The 22,470-nt window shown below is 74.2% G+C and carries 16 protein-coding genes and 1 tRNA gene; 11 read left to right on the plus strand and 6 right to left on the minus strand.

What is annotated here, in order from left to right:
- Positions 1 to 33 precede the first annotated feature (33 nt).
- Both B9B60_RS05135 and B9B60_RS05140 read left to right on the plus strand, forming a co-directional pair.
- A complete protein-coding gene (locus B9B60_RS05135; RefSeq protein ID WP_234993744.1) occupies positions 34 to 3,186 on the plus strand; it encodes an ATP-dependent helicase in 3,153 nt (1,050 codons plus the stop codon).
- On the plus strand, positions 3,183 to 6,485 hold the full coding sequence (locus tag B9B60_RS05140) for an ATP-dependent helicase (protein ID WP_084450119.1): 3,303 nt from the start codon (positions 3,183 to 3,185) through the stop codon (positions 6,483 to 6,485). The genes B9B60_RS05135 and B9B60_RS05140 overlap by 4 nt, the downstream gene beginning before the upstream one ends.
- Positions 6,486 to 6,734: 249 nt before the next feature.
- On the opposite strand, the gene B9B60_RS16815 is transcribed toward B9B60_RS05140, so the two are convergent.
- Complete coding sequence (locus B9B60_RS16815; protein WP_143445437.1) at positions 6,735 to 8,255, minus strand: phosphotransferase; 1,521 nt, start codon at positions 8,253 to 8,255, stop codon at positions 6,735 to 6,737.
- 86 nt (positions 8,256 to 8,341) lie between these two features.
- Here B9B60_RS16815 and nudC point away from each other — a divergent pair, with 86 nt between their 5' ends.
- From nudC to B9B60_RS05165, 6 genes are all read left to right on the plus strand, one after another.
- Positions 8,342 to 9,262 (plus strand): NAD(+) diphosphatase, encoded by a 921-nt coding sequence (gene nudC, locus B9B60_RS05150; protein ID WP_084450160.1) that lies wholly within the window; start codon positions 8,342 to 8,344, stop codon positions 9,260 to 9,262.
- 56 nt (positions 9,263 to 9,318) lie between these two features.
- Positions 9,319 to 11,469, plus strand: a complete 2,151-nt coding sequence (locus B9B60_RS05155; protein ID WP_084450120.1) for an ATP-dependent DNA helicase UvrD2 — start codon at positions 9,319 to 9,321, stop codon at positions 11,467 to 11,469.
- Between the two features lie 114 nt (positions 11,470 to 11,583).
- Entirely contained in the window at positions 11,584 to 11,757 is a 174-nt protein-coding gene (locus tag B9B60_RS17110) for a hypothetical protein (protein WP_159451153.1), read from the plus strand.
- A gap of 132 nt (positions 11,758 to 11,889) precedes the next feature.
- Entirely contained in the window at positions 11,890 to 12,156 is a 267-nt protein-coding gene (locus B9B60_RS05160) for a WhiB family transcriptional regulator (RefSeq protein WP_084450121.1), read from the plus strand.
- 26 nt (positions 12,157 to 12,182) lie between these two features.
- Complete coding sequence (locus B9B60_RS17670) at positions 12,183 to 12,314, plus strand: hypothetical protein (protein ID WP_268766697.1); 132 nt, start codon at positions 12,183 to 12,185, stop codon at positions 12,312 to 12,314.
- Between the two features lie 127 nt (positions 12,315 to 12,441).
- Positions 12,442 to 13,020 carry an HhH-GPD-type base excision DNA repair protein gene (locus B9B60_RS05165; RefSeq protein WP_084450122.1) on the plus strand — a complete coding sequence of 193 codons (579 nt, stop codon included), beginning with the start codon at positions 12,442 to 12,444 and terminating at the stop codon, positions 13,018 to 13,020.
- Here B9B60_RS05165 and B9B60_RS05170 read toward each other — a convergent pair.
- The 4 genes from B9B60_RS05170 to B9B60_RS05185 form a co-directional block, all read right to left on the minus strand.
- On the minus strand, positions 13,017 to 14,327 hold the full coding sequence (locus B9B60_RS05170; RefSeq protein WP_084450123.1) for an ABC1 kinase family protein: 1,311 nt from the start codon (positions 14,325 to 14,327) through the stop codon (positions 13,017 to 13,019). The genes B9B60_RS05165 and B9B60_RS05170 overlap by 4 nt on opposite strands.
- Positions 14,324 to 15,280 carry a TOMM precursor leader peptide-binding protein gene (locus B9B60_RS05175; protein WP_084450124.1) on the minus strand — a complete coding sequence of 319 codons (957 nt, stop codon included), beginning with the start codon at positions 15,278 to 15,280 and terminating at the stop codon, positions 14,324 to 14,326. The genes B9B60_RS05170 and B9B60_RS05175 overlap by 4 nt, the downstream gene beginning before the upstream one ends.
- A 188-nt stretch (positions 15,281 to 15,468) precedes the next feature.
- Entirely contained in the window at positions 15,469 to 16,017 is a 549-nt protein-coding gene (locus B9B60_RS05180; RefSeq protein ID WP_084450125.1) for an NUDIX domain-containing protein, read from the minus strand.
- A complete protein-coding gene (locus tag B9B60_RS05185) occupies positions 16,014 to 17,462 on the minus strand; it encodes a zinc-dependent metalloprotease (RefSeq protein ID WP_084450126.1) in 1,449 nt (482 codons plus the stop codon). Before B9B60_RS05185 ends, B9B60_RS05180 begins: the two co-directional genes overlap by 4 nt.
- A gap of 92 nt (positions 17,463 to 17,554) precedes the next feature.
- On the opposite strand from B9B60_RS05185, the gene B9B60_RS05190 reads away from it, so the two are divergent.
- Entirely contained in the window at positions 17,555 to 18,652 is a 1,098-nt protein-coding gene (locus tag B9B60_RS05190; RefSeq protein WP_084450127.1) for a YlbL family protein, read from the plus strand.
- 36 nt (positions 18,653 to 18,688) lie between these two features.
- On the opposite strand, the gene B9B60_RS05195 is transcribed toward B9B60_RS05190, so the two are convergent.
- Positions 18,689 to 19,246, minus strand: coding sequence for a PPA1309 family protein (locus B9B60_RS05195; protein WP_084450128.1), 558 nt, complete (start codon positions 19,244 to 19,246; stop codon positions 18,689 to 18,691).
- 45 nt (positions 19,247 to 19,291) lie between these two features.
- Here B9B60_RS05195 and B9B60_RS05200 point away from each other — a divergent pair, with 45 nt between their 5' ends.
- Together B9B60_RS05200 and B9B60_RS05205 are read left to right on the plus strand one after the other, a co-directional pair.
- Positions 19,292 to 22,252: a UPF0182 family membrane protein gene (locus B9B60_RS05200; protein WP_084450129.1), complete on the plus strand. Its 2,961-nt coding sequence runs from the start codon at positions 19,292 to 19,294 to the stop codon at positions 22,250 to 22,252.
- Between the two features lie 50 nt (positions 22,253 to 22,302).
- A tRNA-Met gene (locus B9B60_RS05205) sits at positions 22,303 to 22,379 on the plus strand.
- Positions 22,380 to 22,470: the final 91 nt, after the last annotated feature.

Consider the following 22,470-nt stretch of genomic DNA (forward strand, 5'->3'; position numbering starts at 1 on the left):
GAGGCTGTCGGGTCGAGGTGATGGGATGGCGTCGTGGTTGAGGACCTGGCGAGCGTGCACTTGCGGCGACCCGTGACGAAGGGGGCGGGCGCCCCCCTTCGTCATGACGAGGAGCAGGCGCGCGCCATCGCCTCCCGGGCCGACCTCGTGCGGGTGCTCGGCGCCCCCGGCACCGGCAAGAGCACGGTGGCCGTGGCCGCGGTCCTCGACCGGGTGCGGCGGGGGGAGTGCCGGCCCGACGAGGTGCTGCTCGTCGCCGCGACCCGGCTCGCCGCCGCCGAGGCACGCGATGCCGTGACCGCCGGCCTCACCGGGGCGACGACCGAGCCGATGGCCCGCACGATGCAGTCGCTCGGCTTCGCGGTGCTGCGGCAGCAGGCGGCGCTCCTCGGCCAGCCGGCGCCGCGCCTGCTCTCCGGCGCCGACCAGGACCTCGTCCTCGGCGAGCTGCTCGCCGGCCACCGCGAGTCCGGCGGCGGGCCGGCGTGGCCCGACGACCTCGCCGAGGCGCTGCCCACCCGCGGGTTCCGCGAGGAGCTGCGCGACCTGCTCATGCGGGCCATCGAGCACGGCGTCTCGCCCGACCACCTGGCGACCCTCGGGCGCGAGCACGGGCGGCCCGAGTGGGTCGCCGCCGCGCAGGTTGCCCGCGAGTACGACGAGGTGACCGCGCTGTCGCGGCCGGGGGCCTTCGACCCGGCGTGGGTGCTCGCGGCCGCGGCCGAGCTGCTCGAGGACGACCCCGAGGCCCGCGACCGGGTGCGGTCCGGGCTGCGCGTCGTCGTCGTCGACGACGCCCACGAGCTCACCGCGCCCGCGGCCCGGCTGCTGCGCGTGCTCACCGGCAGCGGCGTCGACCTCGTCCTCGTCGGCGACCCCGACGCGACCGTCCAGGGCTTCCGCGGGGCCGACCCGCACCACCTCGTCGACCCGTGGCCCGGGCGCGAGGAGGAGACCCACGTCCTCACGCGGGGCCACCGGCTGCCCGCGGCCGTGCACGCCGCGGCGGCGCGGGTGACGCCCAAGATCGCCGCGCTCGGGGGTGGCGTGCAGCGCGGGGCGGCACCCGCGGTCGACGGCGGCGTCGTCGAGGCCCACGTGCTCCACTCGAGCGCGCAGGAGGCGGCCTTCGTCGCCCACGAGCTGCGCGCCGCGCACCTGCTCGGCGGTGTCCCGTGGCGGCAGCTGGCGGTCGTCGTGCGCGGCTCGGCCAGGCAGGCGACGCTGCGCCGGGTGCTCGCCGCGCGCGGGGTGCCCGTGCAGGGTGACGCCCACCGGGTGCCGGTGCGCGACGAGCCGGCGGCCCGGCCGCTGCTGCAGCTGCTCACCGCGGTCGTCGACCTCGCGCGCGGCCGCGTCGACGTGCTCGAGGCCCCCGACGTGCTCGACCTGCTGACCAGCCCGGTGATCGGCGCCGACACCGTGGCGGTCCGTCGGCTGCGGCGGGTGCTGCGCCACGAGGAGCTCGTCGCCGGGGGCGTGCGCACGAGCGACGAGCTGCTCGGTGAGGTCGTCCTCGACCCCGAGCGGCTGGTCCATTTGGGTGACGACGTGGGCCCCCTTCGTCGTCTGGCTGTGGCCCTCGCGGCGGGGCGGGCGGCAGCCACCACGACCGAGACCGGCTGGGCCCCGGGCGTGTCCGCCGAGTCGGTCCTGTGGGAGCTGTGGCAGGCGCTCGAGGTCGCCGACGCCTGGCGCTCAACGGCGCTCGCCGGTGGCTCGGCGGGTGCCCGGGCCGACCGTGCCCTTGACGCGGTCGTCGCGCTCTTCGACGCCGCCGCCGCCCACCAGGACGCCCTGCCCGCGTCCGGGCCCGACGCCTTCCTCGACGCGGTCGCCGGGCAGGCCGTCGCCGCCGACTCGCTGGCGGCCCGCAGCCCCGACGCCGACGCGGTCTCCCTCGTCACCCCGCAGACCGCCGCCGGACGCGAGTGGCACACCGTCGTCGTCGCCGGGGTGCAGGAGGGCGTGTGGCCCGACCTGCGGCTGCGCGGCTCGCTGCTGGGCTCTGAGCGGCTCGTCGACGTCGTCACCGGTCGCGACCGCACGGGTGCCGGTGCGGCGACCGCGGTGCGCCACGACGAGACGCGGCTCTTCCACGTCGCGCTCACCCGCGCCACCGAGCGGGTCGTCGTCACGGCCGTCGCGGCCGAGGACGAGCAGCCCTCGGTCTACCTCGACGTCGTCGACCCGCGCGACGACGACGGCAGCCGGCGCGAGCCGACCGACGTGCCGGCGCCGCTCGACCTCACCGGGCTCGTCGCCGTGCTGCGGCAGCGGCTCGCGAGCACCGACTCCGGGGTCGTGGCCCGCGCGGTCGCCGGCCTGGCGCACCTCGCCGCGGCCGGCGTGCCCGGGGCGGCGCCGTCGACGTGGTGGGCCCTGCGCGACCTCAGCGACACCCGGGCGCTGCGCGGCCCCGACGACCCGGTCCGCGTCAGCCCCTCGCGGGTGGCGCTCTTCGGCGAGTGCTCGCTGCGGTGGCTGCTGCAGTCGTCGGGCGGAGACGGTCCGAGCAGCGTCTCGCAGGAGGTCGGCACGCTCGTCCACGACATCGCCCACGAGCTCGGTGACGCGGGGGAGGCGGCCTTCCTCGCGGAGCTCGAGCGGAGGTGGCCCGAACTGGGGATGGCCCCGGGGTGGGTGACCGACCAGAAGCTCGAGCGGGCCCGTCAGATGGTGCACTGGCTGGCCGAGTACCACCAGCGGGCCCGGGCCGAGGGGTGGCGCCCGGTCGCGACCGAGGCGGGCTTCCGGGTCGAGCTCGGGCGCGCGGTGCTCGGCGGCAGCGTCGACCGGCTCGAGGTCGACGAGCAGGGGCGGTTGCGGGTCATCGACTACAAGACCGGGGCGTCCGCGCCCACGGCCGCCGAGCTCGTCGAGCACCCGCAGCTCGGCTCCTACCAGGTGGCCATCGCCGAGGGCGGCTTCGGCGAGCATGGGCGCGAGGGCGCCGGTGCGGCGCTCGTCCACCTCGGGCGGGCCCGCACCTCCCGCAACGCCGTGCAGGAGCAGCAGCCGATCGCCGACAGCGACGAGCCGCGCCACTTCCACGACCTGATCACCGACACGGCCGACGGCATGGCCGCGGCGACCTTCGTCGCCCGGCCCGAGGACAACCGGTGCCGCATCTGCCCGGTCCGCTCGTCCTGCCCCGCCCACGAAGAAGGAGGCCGACTGCGATGAGCCACCCGCCCCGCATCTCCGCCGTCGACCTGGCCCGTGCCCTCGGTCAGGAGCACCCGCCGACCGACGAGCAGCGCGAGATCATCGAGGCACCGCTCGAGCCGCTGCTCGTCGTCGCCGGCGCCGGCTCGGGCAAGACCGAGACGATGACCGCGCGCGTCGTGTGGCTCGTGGCCAACGACCTCGTCACCCCCGAGCAGGTCCTCGGTCTGACCTTCACCCGCAAGGCGGCCGGCGAGCTCGCCGAGCGGGTCGGTCGACGTCTGGCGACGCTCGAGTCGGCGGGGGTGTGGTCGCCGCCGCAGGAGCCCGACGCCGACGGACTCGGTGGCACCCCGACGATCTCGACCTACCACGCCTACGCCGGTCGCCTCGTCCGTGAGGGCGCCCTGCGCCTGGGCTACGAAAAGGACAGCCGCCTGCTCTCCGAGGCCGCCACCTGGCAGCTCGCGCACGAGGTCGTCGTCGCCTGGGACGGGCCGATGGCCGACATCGACAAGACCGAGTCGACGGTGACCAATGCCGTCGTCTCGCTCGCGGGCGAGCTCGCCGAGCACCTGCGCTCGCCGGCCGAGGTCGACGACTTCGCCCGGCGGACCCTCGCGCACCTCGAGGGCGTGGCCGCCGCCGGCAAGGACTTCACCAAGGACTTCCGCGGCAAGGTCATGACACCCATGGCGCAGCAGCGTCTCGTGCTGCCGATCGTCGAGCGCTACCGCGAGGTCAAGCGCGAGCGGTCGGTCATGGACTTCTCCGACCAGATGGCGCGCGCGGCCGCCCTGGCGACGCGCTTCCCCGACCTCGGGCAGGCCGAGCGCGACCGCTTCCGGGTCGTGCTGCTCGACGAGTTCCAGGACACCTCCGAGGCGCAGCTGGTCCTCATGCGCGAGCTCTTCGCCCCCGCCGGGCAGGCCCCGGCCGCGGTCACGGCCGTCGGCGACCCGCACCAGTCGATCTACGCCTGGCGCGGGGCGAGCGCGACGACGCTGGCGACCTTCCCGCGGTCCTTCGCCACCGCCGGCGAGGCCGCCCCCGTCAAGCACCTGTCGACGAGCTGGCGCAACGACGAGTCGATCCTCGCCGTCGCCAATGCCGTGGCCGGACCGCTGGGCGCCGTGAGCGGTGTGCCGGTGACCCCCCTTCGTCCTCGCCCCGGGGCCGGGCAGGGGCAGGTGCAGGCGCTGCGGGTCGAGACCGCCCACGACGAGGCGGCACAGGTCGCCGAGTGGATCGCGACCCGGCGCGGCGACGGGCGGCGCACGGCGGCGGTGCTGTGCCGCAAGCGCAGCCAGTTCACCCTCGTGGCCGAGGCGCTCGCGGCACGCAACATCCCGCACGAGGTCGTGGGGCTCGGCGGGCTGCTGCTCACGCCCGAGGTCGCCGACGTCATCTCGCTGCTCACGGTCGTGCAGGACCCCTCGCGCGGCGACCGGCTCATGCGGCTGCTCACCGGGCCGCCGGGGCTCCTCGGGCCGGCCGACCTCGACGGTCTCGGCACCTGGGCGCGACACCTCGCGCGCGAGGCGCGGGCCGAGCTCGGCGACGACGCGCCGCCGCCCGGGCCCGACGACACGGTGACGATCGTCGACGCGCTGGACCGGCTGCCCGAGCCCGGGTGGACCGGGGACGGCGGGCAGACGATCAGCGGCAGCGCGCTGCGCCGGCTGCAGCACATCGGGGCGATGGTCGCGCGGCTGCGGCGGCAGGCCGGCGTGCCCCTGCCCGACCTCGTCGGGGAGGCCGAGCGCGAGCTCGGGGTCGACGTCGAGGTGCTCGCGCGCCCCGGCTGGTCCCCGGGAGCCGCGCGGGCGCACCTCGACGCCTTCGCCGATGTGGCGGCGCAGTTCGCCTCGAGCGCCGACCGTCCGACGCTCGGCGGGTTCATCGACTGGATCGAGGCGGCGGTCGAGCAGGAGCGTGGGCTGGAGAAGCCGGTCGTCGAGCCGACCAAGGACGCCGTGCAGATCCTCACCTGCCACGCGGCCAAGGGGCTGGAGTGGGACGTCGTGGCCGTACCGGGGCTGACGGAGGGCGTCTTCCCGACGCACCTGTCACGCGCGTCGCTCAAGGACGGGCAGTGGGTCGTCGGCCAGGTCAACGACTCGGGATGGATCACCGGGCTCGACGGCGTGCCCTTCCCGCTGCGCGGCGACCGCGAAGGCCTGCCGCACCTCGACCTGTCCCTGGCCGAGACCAAGCCTCTGCAGGAGGAGCTGGGGCGCTACCGGGCCGACAACGGCGAGCACGGGCTGCTCGAGGAGCGGCGCCTGGCCTATGTCGCCTTCACCCGCGCACGCAGCCAGCTGCTCCTCGGCTCGTGGGTCTGGGGGGCGACGGGGCAGCAGCCGCGGCTGCAGTCACGCTTCCTCGACGAGGCGCTCGCGGCCGGGCCGGTCGAGGTGCTCGGCTGGGCGGACATGCCCGAGACCAAGGAGGCGACCAACCCCGCCCTCGAGGTCGGCCGGCAGGTGGTCTGGCCCGGCGGTGAGCCGGCGCCGGAGCGCCCTGTGCTGGAGGCCGCGGCGGCGGCGATGGCCGCGCGTGCCGGGACGGCTGGCGGTGACGGGGCGGCGGGCGCCGTGGCGGCTGACGGTGCCGGGGGAGGCGGCGACGCCGGTGCCGAGCCCGACGAGATCGACGCGACGATGCGGCTGCTCCTGCGGGAGCGGGAGCAGCGCCGTCGCGCCCGAGACGAGGACGTCGAGGTCGAGCTGCCCGCGCACCTGTCGACCTCGCAGCTCGTCTCGCTGGCGCGTGACGCCGGGGCCTTCGCCCTCGACCTGCGACGCCCGATGCCGCAGCCGCCGCAGGTGGCCGGGCGGCGGGGCACGGCCTTCCACGCGTGGGTCGAGCAGCACTACGCCGACGCGGGGCTGGTCGACCTGCTCGAGATGCCCGGCAGCGCCGACGAATCGCTCGGTGACGCCGACCTGGCCACGATGCAGGAGCACTTCCTGGCGAGCGAGTGGGCCGAGCGGGTGCCCCTCGAGGTCGAGCTCTCCCTCGAGACCGTCATCGGGGAGCACGCCGTGCGCGGCCGCGTCGACGCGGTCTTCGCCGACGACGACGGTGGCGTGACCGTCGTCGACTGGAAGACCGGCCGCCCGCCCCGGGGCGACGAGGCGCAGGTCCGCGCGGTCCAGCTGTCGGCCTACCGGATCGCCTACGCGCGGTGGCGCGGGCTCGACCCCGCCCGCGTCCGGGGGGCCTTCTTCCACGCCGCGACCGGCGAGACCACCCGCCCTCGCCTGCTCGACGAGGACGAGGTCGTGCGGCTCCTCGGGGAGGTCGTCGCCTGACCGCCGCGGTGCCGCCGCCCTGGTGGGCGGGGTGTCGGGGCGCGGGCGTGCCTACGCCGTTGCTCCGTACGGTGGGTCACGGTCAGGCCCCTCCCGTGGAGCCGGACCGGGTGACTGCATTGCCGTAGGGCAATGCGGCGTGGTGATTGCATTGCCGTAGGGCAATGCGGCCTGGTGACTGCATTGCCGTAGGGCAATGCGACGTGGTGATTGCATTGCCGTAGGGCAATGCGAAGGGGGTGGGGCAGGTCAGCGGCGGGGGAGGACCGGGATGATGTCGTCGCCGTCGTCCTCGTCGTTGATCGGGACGATCTCGGCGGTCTCGTGGTCCCCGTGGCCCTGCCGCGGCACGGCCACGGGGACCTCCTCGGGCTCGCCTGCCTCGGTCGGCGCGCCTGCCTCGGCCGGTGCTTCCGCGGCCGCGTCGGTGGCCTCGCCCGCGTCGGTGGCCTCGCCCGCGTCCTGGCCGGTGTCCGCGTCGGTGGTCTCGCCCGCGTCCTGGCCGGTGTCCGCGTCCGCGTCGGTGGTCGCTTCCGTGTCGAGGTTCGCGTCGGTGGCGTCGTCCTCGGCGTCGGCAGCGGCCTCGGGGGCCTCGCCGTCGTCCGAAGGCTCGTCGACGGCGTCGGGTGCCTCGACCTTGACGGGCTGCGCGGGTCCGGTGGGCTCGACCTCGACGGCCTGGTCCTCGTCCGACTCGGCGGCCTGAGCCGCGGCAGCGGTGGCGACGGGCTGGGTGGTGGTCGTGCCGGCCTTCGCGTCGGGCGCGTCGTCGGAGGTCTCGTCGGGGGCCTCGTCCGCGGCGGGGTCCTCCCCCTTCGGCTCGGGGAGTCGGGACTGCTCGGCGGCCTCCTCGGCAGCCAGCTGCTTGTCGAGGCGACGCAGCTCGGCGGCGCGCTGCTCGGCGCCCGTGTCGTCACCGGCGGCGACGGCGACCATCATCGAGCGGACGAGCTGCATCTCGTGCACGAGCCGGGCCCGCCGCTGGAGGTGCTGGTCCGGGCGCTCGACCCGGGCGTGGGCATAGGCCTCGAGGACGGTGTCGAGCGCCTCAGGATGCAGTTCGCCGACGAGGGGGGCGAGGTCGTCGGCCGGGTCGGCGACCTGGGCCGACTCCCAGCCGAGCAGACCCTTGACGTCAGGCTCCTCGCCGTCGTCGGGAGTGGCCAGGACCGTGCCGGGGCCGATGGCGCCGTGCGTCGGCGTCGCGGCGAAGCCCCACAGCGACGCGTCGTCGAGGATGCCCTCCCAGCGAGCGAGCAGCCCGGTGGGCACGCGGCCGGTGGCCGCCGCGCGGTCCAGCTCGGCGAGGCGACGGGTGCGGTAGGACGCCGCGTCGTAGACCGGGACACCGGCCTCCTCGTAGACGCGGGTGTCGAGGTTGTGCAGCTGGGCGAGCGCCCGGCCCAGTCCGGCGGCGAGCCGGGACCCGGGTGCGATCGACTCGAGGTCGACGAGCCGGCCGGTGAGGTAGGAGGTGACGCAGGCCCGTCCGCCCTCGGGCAGGGCCGCCCAGCCCCGGACCGCCGGGACGGGCATCGTCAGCCGCCGGGCGAGCAGCGCCAGGAGCGCGGCCGACTGCTCGAGCTGCGCGGACGCAGCGGGCGTGCGCGGGCTGCGCACCACCCACCGTCGGTGCTCGTGGTCCTGGACGAAGGCGACGTCGAAGGGGGAGACCGCCGGCGTCACGACTCCTTCGACCGAGTCGGGGTCGAGGCCGGGCACGGCAGCGCTGGCCAGAGCGGCGAGAGTCAGCGGTCCACGAGAGGTCACCCGCCCACCGTACGAGTCCGGCGGCCCGGAGGGCGGGAGCGACGCCCGTGACGCGAGGGATCCGTGGCGGGCCTACTGTGGGCGAGGTGGACCTCGAACCGATGCGCGACCTGCCCATGACCGCCTCGGACACCGACCGCGACGGTGTGCGGCGGTCCGACCCCGACCTCCTGCCGCGGCTGCTCGCGGACCCGGCCACGCGCGTCCTCGAGCTGCGGGGCGAGCAGACCCCCCTTCGTCCTGACGGTCGGCTCGACCTGCGGCCGCCGCAGCCGGATGACGCCGACGGGCTGCTCGTCCACCTCGGTCTCGTCGACGGCATCGCCCACGTCGCCACCTGCCACCCCGCGCCACCCCCGGAGCCGGTGCCGCGCGAGGAACGCCTGGACGCCGCCCCCTTCGCCGACCTGCGCACCGTGGCCGCCCAGCTGCCGCCGCAGGAGGCGAGTCTCTTCGCGACGGCGCTCGGCCTGGCCAACTGGCACGTGCGCCACCCGTGCTGCCCGCGCTGCGGCGCCGCGACCGAGGTCGTCCAGTCGGGGTGGGTCAGGCGCTGCCCTCAGGACGGCTCCGAGCACTACCCGCGCACCGACCCGGCGGTCATCATGGCCGTCACCGACGCCGCCGACCGGCTCCTCCTCGCCCGCAACATCGGCTGGCCGGAGGGTCGCTTCTCCGTCCTCGCCGGCTTCCTCGAGCCCGGCGAGACCATCGCCGGTGCGGTCGCCCGCGAGGTGTCGGAGGAGACCGGGGTGGCCGTGACCGACGTGCGCTTCGTCGCCGACCAGCCGTGGCCCTTCCCCGCGTCGCTGATGATCGGCTGCACCGCACGCGCCACGACGACCGACATCACCCCGCAGCCCGACGAGATCGCCGAGGCGCGGTGGTTCACCCGCGAGGAGTTCCGCAGCCAGCTGCGCGAGGGCTACCTGCGGGCCGCGGGTCGGCTGTCGATCTCGTCGCGGCTCATCGAGGGCTGGCTCGGGCACCGGCTCGACGAGGTGTGACCCCGGGCCCGCCCCTCGACGCGGGCGGTGTCCGTGACGGGTGAGAGAGTGCCGGGGTGACCCCTTCGCCCGAGCTGCAGACCGCGGACGACATCCTCGCCGGCCTCGATCCCGAGCAGCGCGAGGTCGCGGCCCACCCCAGTGGGCCGATGGTGGTGCTGGCGGGAGCCGGCACGGGCAAGACCCGGGCGATCACCCACCGCATCGCGTACGGCGTGCGCTCCGGGGCCTACCAGCCGCAGCGCGTGCTCGCGGTGACCTTCACCGCCCGCGCCGCCGGCGAGATGCGCACGCGGTTGCGCGACCTCGGCGTCGTCGGGGTCCAGGCGCGCACCTTCCACGCGGCGGCCCTGCGGCAGCTGCACTACTTCTGGCCGCAGGCCATCGGCGGGGCCGCGCCCGAGGTCATGGCGCACAAGGTGCCGGCCGTCGCCGAGGCCGCCTCCCGCATGGGCATGCGCCTCGACCGCAGTGAGCTGCGCGACGTCGCCGCCGAGATCGAGTGGTCCAAGGTCTCGCTCCTCACGCCCGAGACCTACCCCGAGGCCGCCCGCCGGGCCCGCCGCGAGGCGCCCGGCATGGACCTCACCGCCATGGCCCGGCTCATCGCCACCTACGAGGACGTCAAGGGCGAGCGCGGGGTCATCGACTTCGAGGACGTCCTGCTGCTCACCGTCGGCATCCTCGAGGAGCGCGAGGACATCGCCCGCACGGTGCGCGACCAGTACCGGCACTTCGTCGTCGACGAGTACCAGGACGTCAACGCCCTCCAGCAGCGCCTGCTCGACCTGTGGCTCGGCGACCGCGGTGACATCTGCGTCGTCGGCGACCCCGCCCAGACGATCTACTCCTTCACCGGCGCCACCCCCGAGCACCTGCTGCGCTTCACCGCGACGCACCCCGGGGCGGCGACCGTGCGCCTCGTGCGCAACTACCGCTCCACCCCGCCCGTCCTCGCCCTCGCCAACCGCCTGCTGACCGATGCCCAGGGTCAGCGTCGCGGCGGTGCCGTCGAGCTGGTGCCGCAGCGCGAAGGGGGGAACCCCCCTTCGCTCATGGCGCTCGACGACGACCCGGCGGAGGCCGCCTGGGTCGCGGGCAAGGTCAAGGAGCTCGTCACCCAGGGGCGACCGCTGCGCGAGATCGCGATCCTCTTCCGGACCAACGGCCAGTCGGAGGCCTTCGAGTCGGCGCTCGCCGACGCCGACGTGCCCTATCTCGTGCGCGGGGGCGAGCGCTTCTTCTCCCGCAAGGAGGTCCGCGAGGCGGTGCTCCTGCTGCGCGGCGCCGCCCGCACCGACGACGGGAGCAAGCCGCTGCCGGCCTTCGTCGGTGACGTGCTCGGTGGCATGGGCTGGCACGAGGACCCACCGTCGAGCTCCGGTGCGGTGCGGGCCCGGTGGGAGTCGCTCAAGGCGCTCGTCGACCTCGCCGGCCGACTGTCCTCGACCACGCCCGACGCGCGGCTGCCCGATCTCGTCCGCGACCTCGACGAGCGGATCGCCGCCCAGCACGCCCCCGACGTCGAGGGCGTGACCCTCGCCTCCCTCCACGCGGCCAAGGGCCTGGAGTGGGACGTCGTCTTCCTCGCCGGCTGCTCCGACGGGCTGCTGCCGATCATGATGGCCGAGGGGCCGGAGGAGATCGAGGAGGAGCGGCGGCTCATGTACGTCGGGGTGACCCGCGCGCGCGAGGTGCTCCACCTGTCGTGGGCGCGCGCTCGCACGCCCGGGGCCCGCGGCACCCGCCGGGTCAGCCGCTTCCTCGACCAGGCGAGCTCGATCCTCGGCGAGGGCGCACGCTCGACGCCCAAGCGCGCCAAGGCTGCTCGCGGCTCCGGCCCCCTGAAGCCCTCCCGGCCCAAGGTGTGCAAGGTGTGCGGCACCGAGCTGAGCACGGCAACCGAGCGGGCCTCCGGCCGATGCCCCGACTGCCCGCCCACCTACGACGAGGCGACCTTCGAGCGGCTGCGCGCCTGGCGGCTCGCGGTGTCCCGGGCGGCGTCCGTGCCCGCCTTCGTCGTCTTCACCGATGCCACCCTCGAGGCGATCGCCGAGGCCGAGCCGGCCCACCAGCGGGACCTGTCGGCGATCAGCGGTGTCGGTCCGCGCAAGCTCTCGCTCTACGCCGACCAGGTGCTCGCCGTCGTCGGCGGAGCCGACCCCGACGAGGTCGCCGAGGCGGCCGTCGGGGAGCCCGAGGACTGATCCGCGATTAATTCGGTGGCGCACCCGGCCGGTGTGCTCTAGGTTGGACGTTGTCAGTCGGACATACCCACGCGTGTGATCCGAGAGCGCGTCGACGAGAGGAGGGCAGGACCCATGGACAACATCACGATGAACCTCATCCCGGAGTCTTGGGCTGCCCTCGTGCCGTCCGCCGATCTCTGCATCGGCGGCGCCACCGGCGTCTTCACCGACCGTGGCCGCACCCTGGCCGCTGAGCCGAAGACCCCCTTCGTCGCGGACCCGCGCCCTGCAGGACCTCCCGTCTAGGAGACGGACTCACAGGTCCTCCTCTACAGGCCGCGGCATCCCGACACCCGGGAACCGCGGCCTTCGTCGTGTCCCGGCACCGCCACAAGCACCCGCCACACCACGCATCACACGCCACCAGGAGAACCCGACGTGACGACCACGACCCACCCACCGATACAGCGACTGACGCCGTGCCAGGCCGAGGAGCCGGAGATCTGGTTCGCCGAGACGCCTGCGGGCGTCGAGTACGCCAAGGCCCTGTGCCAGTCCTGCCCCTTCCAGGAGATGTGCCTCGACGGAGCCCTCGAGCGCCGCGAGCCCTGGGGAGTCTGGGGCGGAGAGCTCTTCGACTCCGGACGCGTCATCCCCCGCAAGCGGCCGCGTGGCCGCCCCCGCAAGCACCCCATCCCCGCCTGAGCGAGATCACGAGAGGAGGTACCGACATGATGAAGTTCCCCAAGATGTCCCGGCTGCGGACCACGGACCGGCCCCTGGCCTATGTCCCCGAGGTCGAGCGGCGTGAGCTGCTCGCCCGCCGGCAGGACCCCCGACCCGCTCACCTGAGCTTCCGATGAGCGCGATCACCGGCGGCGTCGATCACGACCCCGCCCGAGAGGCCGACAGGCCCCACCCGATGCCCCGGGTGGGGCCTGTTGTCGTTGGTGGGGAGGGCGAAGGGAGGAGCGTGGCACTCTGGTGCACATGGTCACCACGCTGCGCATCGCCCAGGACGAGACCGCCGACGAGCTGCTCTCCTCCGACCCCTTCGCCCTGCTGCTCGGGATGCTGCTCGACCAGCAGTTCCCGATGGAGCGTGCCTTCGCCGGCCCGGCCAAGCTCAAGGAGCGCTTCGGCTCGCTCGACCCGGCGAAGCTCGCGGCGGCGGACCCGGAGGAGTTCGCCGACCTGTGCGCCACCCCGCCTGCCGTGCACCGCTACGGCCGTTCGATGGCCGGGCGCATCCAGGCCGTCGCCGAGGTCGTCCGCGACGAGTACGACGGCGACGTCACGCGCATCTGGACCACGACCGACGACCCGGCCGAGATCGTGGGGCGGCTGAAGGCCCTGCCCGGCTTCGGCGACCAGAAGGCGCGCATCTTCGCCGCGCTCCTGGGCAAGCAGCTCGGTGTACGACCGGCTGGCTGGCGCGAGGCGATCGGCCCCTACGCCGAGGACGGGTCGCGCCGCTCGGTCGCCGACGTCACCGACGAGACCTCGCTGCAGGAGGTCCGCGACTACAAGAAGGCCGCGAAGGCCGAGGCGAAGGCCGCGAAGGGCTAACCCTCGGCGAAGCCCGGCAGCAGGCGCTCCATCGACCCGCGGGCCGGGATCGTCGCGCCGAGCTGGCACAGCACGCCGGTCGAGCCGACGAAGACGCGGTGGATCATCGCGTACTCGCGCGGCATGTTCATCCGCAGCCCCGTGGCGAACTCCGGGGCTCGCAGGTCGGTGACGCCCCGCGCGGCGGCACGCAGCCACTCGCGGGTGAAGGCGTGCTCGGGCTCGCGCAGCGGCTCGACGAAGGGGAGCAGGTAGGCGAGCACCTCGTCGGCGTCGACCTCGATCCCGGGGAGGATGAAGCCCTCGGCGCGCAGCCCGTCGACGACCCCCTGGGCGTCGTCGGCCAGGGCCCGGCGCACGAGGCGCCCGACGACCGGCGGGATGCCATGGGGCAGCCGGGCCACCGCGCCGTAGTCGATGACGCCGAGGCGCCCGTCGGGCGTGAGTCGGAAGTTGCCCGGGTGCGGGTCGGCATGGAGCAGCCCGGCCCGCCCGGGGCCGTCGAGGAGGAACTCGAGGTAGAGCTGGCCGACCCGGTCGCGCACGTCCTGGTCGGCCTCGCGGATGACCTGGCTGAGTGGGGCGCCGGCGAGCCACTCGCCGACGATGACGTGCCGCGTGTGCAGGACGACATCGGGGACGGCGACGTGCGGGTCGTCGCGAAAGGCCTCGGCGAAGGCGCGCTGGTTGGCCGCCTCGAGGGCGTAGTCGAGCTCCTCATCGGCCGCGGCGAGCAGCTCCTCGGTCACCGGCTTGATGTCGACGCCGGGCATCCAGGTCGTCGCGACCCGCGCCAGTCGGGCGATCTGCTGCAGGTCCGAGCGAAGCGCCGTGTCGGCACCGGGGTACTGCACCTTGACCGCGACCTCGCGTCCGTCGGCGGCCACGCCCCGGTGCACCTGCCCGATCGACGCCGCAGCGACGGGCGCGTCCTCGATGTCGACCTGCTCGCGCCACCGGGGTCCGAGGTCGCGGCGCAGCACCTCGTGGACCTGCTCGATCGACATCGGGGGAGCGGCGTCCTGCAGTCGCACGAGCATCTCGCGGTAGGGCTCGACCATCTCCTCGGGCATCGCCGCCTCGAGGACCGACAGGGCCTGGCCGACCTTCATCGCGCCGCCCTTGAGCGAGCCGAGGACGGTGAAGAGCTGCTCCGCGGTGCGGCGCTGGATCTCCTCGGTGACGACGTCGGCGGGCGTGCCCGTAAGCCGTCGACCGACGCCTCGGGCGCTGCGCCCGGCGTGGCCGATCGGGACGGCGGCCAGCCGCGCGGCTCGGCCGGCGGCACGGCGTGGGATCTGGCTCACCCCACCATTGTGTCGTCCCACCCTGAGACCGGTGCGGACCCCCCTTCGTCCGTGGTGTCGGTCGCGGCACGGGGGCGAGGATCACCGCACTCCGGGCACCCGGGGTGGGCCGGCCAGCGGTGCCGTTCGAGGGTGGGGCCCGGCGTCGCCACCTCGAAGGACCACTCCGGCGTCGTCACCCGCCCTGCGAGGTGGTCGAGGACGAGCGCCGTCGTCAGGCCGGCAGCGAGCAGGCGCACCGCGGGCGAGGCATCGGCCGGCTCGGGGCCGGCGACCCGCGGCCGCACGAGCTGCGCCCGCAGGTAGGGCCAGTCGGGGTCGACGCCGACCCGGGTCAGGTCGAGGCAGTGCAGGCAGGGCCGGCCCTCGGGCGTGATGACGGGGCCGATGCTCGCGTGCTCGGCCTGGCACCACAGTGGCAGGACGGGTGTCCGCGCGGCCAGCCACGGGTGGATGGTCGCGGGGTCGGCCGGGGCGGGGCTGACGACGACCGCCAGGTCCACGCTCGTCGCGTCTCCAGGGCGCACCCGGGTGACGTCGACCTGCTCGCCCTGCCGGAGCACGTCGGTGAGCAGGGCCGGCAGTGCGCCGGCCCCGACGACGGCGACCCGCGGCGGCCGGGCGGTGTCGGCGGGAGCGATGTGCCCGAGCGCGACGAGCCGGTCGAGGACGTCGGCGGCGCGGGTCGGCTCGATGCCTTCGAGCGCCGCCGTCGTCACGGCCTCGGTGAGCGCCCGCCCGGGGTCGAGGGTCGCGAGCCACCGCAGCTCGTCGTCGCTCAGCCCGAGCAGACGGGTGGCCCGTGGGCCGGTGCCCAGCTGGACGCTGCCGTCAGGACGACGAAGGGGGTGCAGCCGCGCCCGGCGCAGGGGGCCGGGAGGCGCGTCGTGCGGCAGGCGGTCGAGGTCCGGACGGCGCGTGGCGGGCGCCGGGTCGTGCGGTGGATGGGGCATGGCGGCTGCTTCGGGTGGGCGGCTGGTGGTCCGCCCACTCTGGCGGAGATCGCCGCCCCGCCTCCTGCGTCATCCACAGGTCCCGCCCAGGAGGCTGCATTGCCCTACGGCAATGCAGTCCGGAGGGGGCAGGAGGCCGCATTGCCCTACGGCAATGCAGTCCGGAGGGGGCAGGAGGCTGCATTGCCCTACGGCAATGCAGAGACGAGGGCGCGGATGGAGGCGTCGGTGTCCGGGGGGAGGGCGGCGACCGGCCACCACGCGACGTCGATCGACTCCGGGGAGACGACCGGCTCGGCGCCGGCCGCGGCGACGGCGACCCACCGCAGGTTCAGGTGCTCGGTGCAGCGGGTGAAGCCGGACCCGAGCGCGTGCCGGTCGAGCTGGGCGAGCTCGGGCAGCAGCCGCAGGGAGCCGGCGGGCAGGCCCGACTCCTCGACCGCCTCGCGCCGGGCCGCCGCGGCGATGCCGGGGTCGCTCGCCTCGATGTGCCCGCCGAACTGCAGCCACCGGCCGACCTTGCGGTGCAGGGTGAGCAGCACCCGCTCGCGGGGCTCGTCGACGACGAGGCACGACGCGGTGAAGTGCGCGGGCGGGCCCGCCTTGGCGCTCGCGTCCTCGTGCGCGGCGAGGTGCGCGAGGTAGTCCAGGCGCAGCCGCTCCTGCTCGGGCGAGGGCGCGGACCATCCGGTCAGCAGCTCGTGCAGGTCGGCGTCGAGGTGGGCGTGCGTGCTCACCGGTCGCCGGGGGAGGAGTCGGATCCGCCTGCGGCAGAGCCGCCTTCGTCGGCCTCGCGCAGGATCGACTCGAGGACGTCGTCGAGGTCGCTGTGCTCGCCACTGCCCTCGCCGGCCGCGGTGCGCTCGACGAAGCCGAGGACGTCGTCGAGGTCGGCGGCCGTCGGCGCGACGTCGGGGTGCGCCCACACGCCGTCGCGACCGCTCGCCCCGACCCGCTCCTCGAGCGCGGCGAAGAGGTTGGCGGCATCGCGCAGCCGTCGCGGCCGCAGCTCGAGGCCGACCAGCCCGGAGAAGGTCCGCTCGGCCGGTCCGCCGGTCGCCCGCCGGCGCCGGATCGTCTCGGTCATCGCCGCGGTGTGCGGCAGGTGGTCGGCGGTGGCACTGGCCGCGACGTGGTCGACCCACCCCTCGACGAGCGCCAGCCAGGTCTCGAGCTGGGCGAGCGCGGCGCGCTGGGCCGCCGTCGGCGTCGGGTTGAGGAAGCCGCCGGTGAGGGCCTCCTGGATCGCCGACGGGTCGCTCGGGTCGACCTCGCGCACCGCCGCGTCGATGGCGTCGGTGTCGATGGCCATGCCGCGGGCGTAGGACTGGATCGCGGCGAGGATCTGCGGGCCGATCCACGGGACGGCGGTGAAGAGGCGGGTGCGCGCGGCCTCGCGCGCCGCCAGGTGCAGCCACACCTCGTCGAGCGGGACGTCGAGCCCCTCGGCGAAGGCCGCGACATTGCCCGGCAGCAGCCCCACCCGACCGCTGAGCAGCGGCACCCCGGCCTCGGTGGCGGTGAGCGTGTCGGAGGAGAGCGCGCCCACGGCCTCGGCGGTCTGGCCCGTGATGAGCGAGGACGCCATCGTGTCGACGAAGGGGGCCAGCTGTTGCGTGAGCATCGACAGGTCCATGCCGGCCGGCAGACCGAGGGCCTGCAGGTCGGGTGCGTCGGGCCCCTGGAGCCGCGAGGTGAAGGAGTCGCGGATCGCGGCGGACAGGCCGTCGGCGACCGGGTCGACGAGCGAGGCCCAGACCGGCATCGTCTCCTCGATCCACTCGCTGCGCGAGAGCGCGGCACCGGTGAGCCCCGGGGCCTCGAGATCGGTCACCCGGTCGAGCCACATCGACGCGACGTGGGCGGCCTGCTCGGCCAGGCCCCGCTCGCGCTCGCCCATCTCGTGGTCCTCGTCCTCGGCGGCCTCGCGGGCGGCGGTCGTCGCGGAGGCGACGTCGACCCCCTTCGTCATGGCGCCGGGGGTGAACATCGACTTGATCTGGGAGGTCATGGCGGCCACCTGGCCGGGGTCGGCATCGGCGATGCCCATCGCCTTGAGCTGCTCGACGACCTGGGGCGGCAGGTCACGGCCGCCGTTGAGGTCGCGGAAGATCCGCGCGATCTCCGGGGGCAGACCGTCGTCCCCGGGGGAACCGGACGGGGTGCTGGGGTCGTTGCTCACGTCGACGTCTCTTCTCTTCCTGAGAGGATGTGCTGTCCTTCAACCCAACCACGAGCGGCCCCGGATGGTTCCCACCCGGGTCAGGAGGCCCTGTGACCCAGCCGGTGTCTGCCATCCCGCGCAGCGAGCGCATCGCCCGGTGGATCCTCGCGATCTCCTTCGTGCTCCTCGTCGTCGTCCTCGCCGGCACCTTCATCAAGGTCCCCTATGCGGTCGAGAAGCCCGGGCCGGTCACCGACACCCTCGGCGCCCTCGACGACGGCACCGACCTCGTGCGGGTCAAGGGCACCAAGAGCTACCCGACCGACGGCGCCCTGTACTTCACGACCGTGCGGGTGCTCGGCGGCCCGGAGCGGCACATCAACGTCTGGGAGTGGGTCGCCGGGCACCTCGACGGCGACTCCCGGGTGCTGCCCGAGGAGGAGGTCTTCCCCGCGGACACCACCGACGAGGAGGTCCGCGAGATGAACACCGCCCAGATGCAGGGCGCGCAGAAGAACTCGATCGCGGTCGGCCTGCGCAGCACCGGTGTGAAGGTGCCGCAGGTCAACCTCGTCGCGACGATCGCCGAGGACCTGCCGGCCGACGGGCGCCTCGCGCTCGAGGACGAGGTGCTCGAGGTCGACGGCAAGCGCACCGAGCACGTCGCCGACATCGTGAGCGCCATCTCCGACCGCACGCCCGGGGACACGGTCCGCCTGACCGTCGAGCGCAAGGGGCGCGAGCGTGAGGTCGAGATCAAGACGACCGACCTCGGCGGCGGCCGGGCCGGCATCGGCATCGCCCTCGAGCCGAAGTACGACTACCCCTACGAGGTCCGCATCGACGCCGGCGACGTCGGCGGCCCGAGCGCGGGCATGATGTTCGCCCTCGCCGTCCACGACCGGATCACGCCCGGTCCGCTGACCGGCGGCGAGCAGATCGCCGGCACCGGCACGATCGACGACGCCGGCACCGTCGGCCCGATCGGCGGCATCCAGCAAAAGCTCGTCGGCGCCAAGGCCGGTGGGGCGCAGTGGTTCCTGGCGCCCGAGAGCAACTGCGACGAGGTCGTGGGGCACGTCCCCGACGGCCTGCGCGTGGCGGCGGTGGGCGACTTCGACGAGGCGACCGAGACCGTCGAGGCCATCGCCGACGGCGAGACCGGCGACCTGCAGACGTGCGAGCAGGTCGTGGCCCGCGCCTCCTGACCGCCGAGTTCCACCCCCGGGCGAAGGGGGGAGTGCTCAGTCCTCGAGCGTCGCCCGCAGGGCGTGGACGAGGCCGGGGGCGATGTCCTCGCCGGTGGCCACCCGGTCGTCGCGGTCGTTGGCCCGCTGGCGCAGCAGGCACACCGCCCGACCGTCACGGTGCACCGCGACGAGCAGCCGCACGTCCTCGCGCTGCGGGTGCGCCGCGAGGGCATCGACGGCGGCGTCGGGGTCCTCGGGCAGGTCACGCTCGGCGCCGGGCGGGACGACGATGCGCTCGACGGCGAGGGCGACCCCGTCGACGGTCTCGGGCCAGGCCATCCGGCCGAGCAGCGACTCGAGCTTGGCCGTGCGCGGCAGGTCCTCCTGCTCGATCGCGGTGAGCGCGCCCGGTGCGCGGTCGGCGTCGCCGGTGAGCGAGGCGGCCAGCTGGGGCTCGGCCGCGGCGAGCGCTGCGGTGTCGACGAGGGCGAAGACGCGGGGGTTCTGGTCCCACCCGGAGGCGGCGACGTGGCGCTCGGTCTCGAGGGCGGCGACCGCGAGCGGCTCGGTGGTGGGGGTGGGGTCTGGTGACGAGTCGGGCACGAAGACCATGCTGCCCTACGGCCGCTCAGGCGGGCTGGGTACGGTGGCCTCACCATGAGCAGCGCGAGTTGGCCGGACGAAGGGGGCGCGCCGCCGCCCCGAGGCGAGGACCCCCCTTCCACACGCGTGCCGCGGTCACGCCTGACCAAGGTGCTGCTGGCGATCGCAGCCGTCATCGTGCTGGTGACGCTCGCAGCCTCGCTGTGGACCGAGTCGCTGTGGTTCCAGTCCCTGGGCTACTCCGGCATGTGGTGGTCGCGGCTGCGCACCCAGGTCTTCCTCTTCGTCGTCGGCGGGCTCGTCACGGCGGTCCCGATCGCGGTGAGCCTGTGGCTCGCCCACCGCACTCGGCCGCTCTCCGTGCCGATGACGGCCGGTGAGCACGCGCTCGCGCAGTACCGCAGCGCCATCGAACCCTTCCGCCGCACGACGGCCATCGCCCTCCCTTCGGTCCTGGGGATCCTCGGCGGACTGGCCGCCGCCGCCCAGTGGCAGACCTGGAAGCTGTGGCGCAACGGCAGCTCGACCGGCACCACCGACCCCGAGTTCGGCCGCGACATCGGCTACTACCTCTTCTCGCTGCCGTGGTGGAGCTTCGTCGTCGGCTTCCTCACCGTCGTGGCCATCGCGACGCTGCTCGCCTCGCTCTTCACCCACTACGTCTACGGCGGCATCGTCCCGCCCGGCCGCGGCCGGTCCACCCGCGCGGCCTTCCTCCACCTGGCGATCATCGCCGCCGTGCTGGCGCTGCTGCGGGCGTGGAGCTACATCCTCGACGCCCACGGCCTGACGACGCGCGAGGGCGAGGTCCTCACCGGCGTCGGGTACACCGGCGCGCACGCCATCGTCCCGACCAAGTACATCCTCGCCGTCGCCGCGGCCATGTGCGCCGGGCTCTTCCTCGCCTCGGTGCGCTCGCGCTCGTGGCGCCTGCCGGTCATCGCCGTCGGCACCCTCGTCGTGCTGTCGGTCGTCGTCGGCTCGATCTACCCGGCGCTCGTCGAGACCTACAAGGTCTCGCCCTCGCGCAACTCGCTCGAGGAGCCCTACCTCCAGCGCAACATCGACGCCACCCGCGACGCCTACGGCGTCACCGACGTCAAGACCTCCTCCTACGACGCGGTCTCCGACGTCTCGTCCGGCCAGCTGCGCGAGGACGCCGACTCCATCCCCGGCATCCGCCTGCTCGACCCGGCGGTCGTCAGCCCCACCTACCAGGAGCTGCAGGCCCAGCAGCCCTACTACACCTTCCAGGACGACCTCGACGTCGACCGCTACGAGATCGACGGCGACATGGTCGACGTCGTCGTCGGCGCCCGCGAGCTCGACCTCGACAAGGTGCCCTCCGACCGGCGCGACTGGGTCAACGACCACACCGTCTACACCCACGGCTACGGCCTCGTCATGGCCCGCGGGGCGCAGTCACGCGGCGGCGACCCCGAGTGGCTCAGCCCGACGAGCGAGTTCGGCGAGTACGAGCCGCGGATCTACTTCGGCGAGGAGATGCAGCACTTCTCCATCGTCGGTCAGGGCGACACCTCGACCCCGCGCGAGGTCGACCGGCCGACCGGCGGCGAGGAGTCACGCTACACCTATCAGGGCAAGGGCGGCGTCGGCATCGGCTCGCTCGCCCGGCAGGCCGCCTACGCGATCACCAAGCGCGACGTGAAGTTCATCCTCTCCGATGCCGTCGGCAGCGACTCGCGGCTGCTCGAGCACCGCACGCCCAAGGAGCGGGTCAAGCGCGTCGCCCCGTGGCTGACCCTCGACGACGACGTCTACCCGACGATCGTCGACGGGCGCATCCAGTGGGTCGTCGACGGCTACACGACCTCCAACGACTACCCCTACAGCACGGCCTTCTCCATCTCGGGCGTGCAGTCGGGGCAGGTCTCCTCGGTCCAGACCCAGCGCAGCAGCTCGCTCGTCGGCGACCGGATCAACTACATGCGCAACTCCGTCAAGGCGACCGTCGACGCCTACGACGGCACCGTCCGGCTCTACAAGTGGGACGAGGACGACCCGATCGTCGACGCCTGGGACAAGGCCTTCCCCGGGCTGCTGAAGTCGACCGAGTCGATCAGCGGCGAGCTGATGTCGCACCTGCGCTACCCGGAGGACATCTTCCGCATGCAGCGCGCCGTGCTCGCCGACTACCACGTGACCGCGGCGAGCGACTTCCGCACCGGCCAGGACCGCTGGCGGGTGCCAGAGGACCCCTCGCGCGGCGACGACGGGGTGGCCCAGCCGCCCTACTTCCTGTCCCTGGCGATGCCCGACCAGCGCCAGCCGGTGTGGTCGCTCACCTCGACCTACATCCCGCGCGGCACCCGCAATGTCATGGCCGGTTACCTGTCGGCCGACGGTGATGCCGGCTCGGCGGCGGGCAAACCGGCGTCCGGCTACGGGCAGCTTCGCCTGCTGTCGGTGCCACGCGACACGACCGTCCCCGGCGTCGGCCAGGTGCAGAACAACATCGTCTCGTCGACGTCGACCACCGGCTCGGGCACGCAGACGCTCACCGACTACCTCAACAACGCCAACCGCGGTGAGTCGCAGGTGCACTTCGGCAACCAGCTCGCGCTGCCCGTCGGCGAGGGCTTCCTGCACGTCGAGCCGATCTACATCTCCTCGGCGTCGGGCACGAGCTACCCGCAGCTGCGGATCGTCGTGGCGACCTTCGCCGGTCGGGTCGCCTGGGGCCAGAGCCTCGACGGTGCACTCGACGAGCTCTTCGGCGGCGACGCCGGCGTGGGCGAAGGGGGTGGTGGCGGCGGTGACGAGCCGGCCGAGGAACCGAAGGAACCGACCGAGCCCAAGAACCTCACGGCCGACGAGAAGAAGCTGCGTGCGGCGATCTCGGGGATGGAGCAGGCCTACAAGGAGGGCCAGGACGCCCTGAAGAAGGGTGACTTCGCGGCCTACGACAAGGCCCAGAAGGAGCTGCGCAAGCACCTCGAAGACGCCGCGGAGGCCCAGCCGGGAGGCGGGTCGGCGACCCTCGACGAGGGCTGATTTGGTCTGCCCCGTTCGTTCACGTAGAGTTTCATCTCGCAAGACACCGACGCGGGGTGGAGCAGTTCGGTAGCTCGCCGGGCTCATAACCCGGAGGTCGCGGGTTCAAATCCCGCCCCCGCTACCAATGTGATGTCTCAGGACATCGGCATAGCCGGACCTACGTTTTTGTAGGTCCGGCTATTGCTTTTGTGGGCCGGGTTTTCGGCCGGTGGGTT

This window comes from Janibacter indicus, from assembly GCF_900176385.1.
Lineage (GTDB): Bacteria > Actinomycetota > Actinomycetes > Actinomycetales > Dermatophilaceae > Janibacter > Janibacter indicus.

What these genes read in the sequence shown, in the direction of transcription:
- B9B60_RS17110 (WP_159451153.1), top strand. Translation starts at nt 11,584, where the DNA reads ATGGACAACATCACGATGAACCTCATCCCGGAGTCTTGGGCTGCCCTC.
- B9B60_RS05165 (WP_084450122.1), top strand. Translation starts at nt 12,442, where the DNA reads ATGGTCACCACGCTGCGCATCGCCCAGGACGAGACCGCCGACGAGCTG.
- B9B60_RS05175 (WP_084450124.1), bottom strand. Translation starts at nt 15,280, where the DNA reads ATGCCCCATCCACCGCACGACCCGGCGCCCGCCACGCGCCGTCCGGAC.
- B9B60_RS05195 (WP_084450128.1), bottom strand. Translation starts at nt 19,246, where the DNA reads ATGGTCTTCGTGCCCGACTCGTCACCAGACCCCACCCCCACCACCGAG.
- B9B60_RS05200 (WP_084450129.1), top strand. Translation starts at nt 19,292, where the DNA reads ATGAGCAGCGCGAGTTGGCCGGACGAAGGGGGCGCGCCGCCGCCCCGA.
- B9B60_RS05140 (WP_084450119.1), top strand. Translation starts at nt 3,183, where the DNA reads ATGAGCCACCCGCCCCGCATCTCCGCCGTCGACCTGGCCCGTGCCCTC.
- B9B60_RS17670 (WP_268766697.1), top strand. Translation starts at nt 12,183, where the DNA reads ATGATGAAGTTCCCCAAGATGTCCCGGCTGCGGACCACGGACCGGCCC.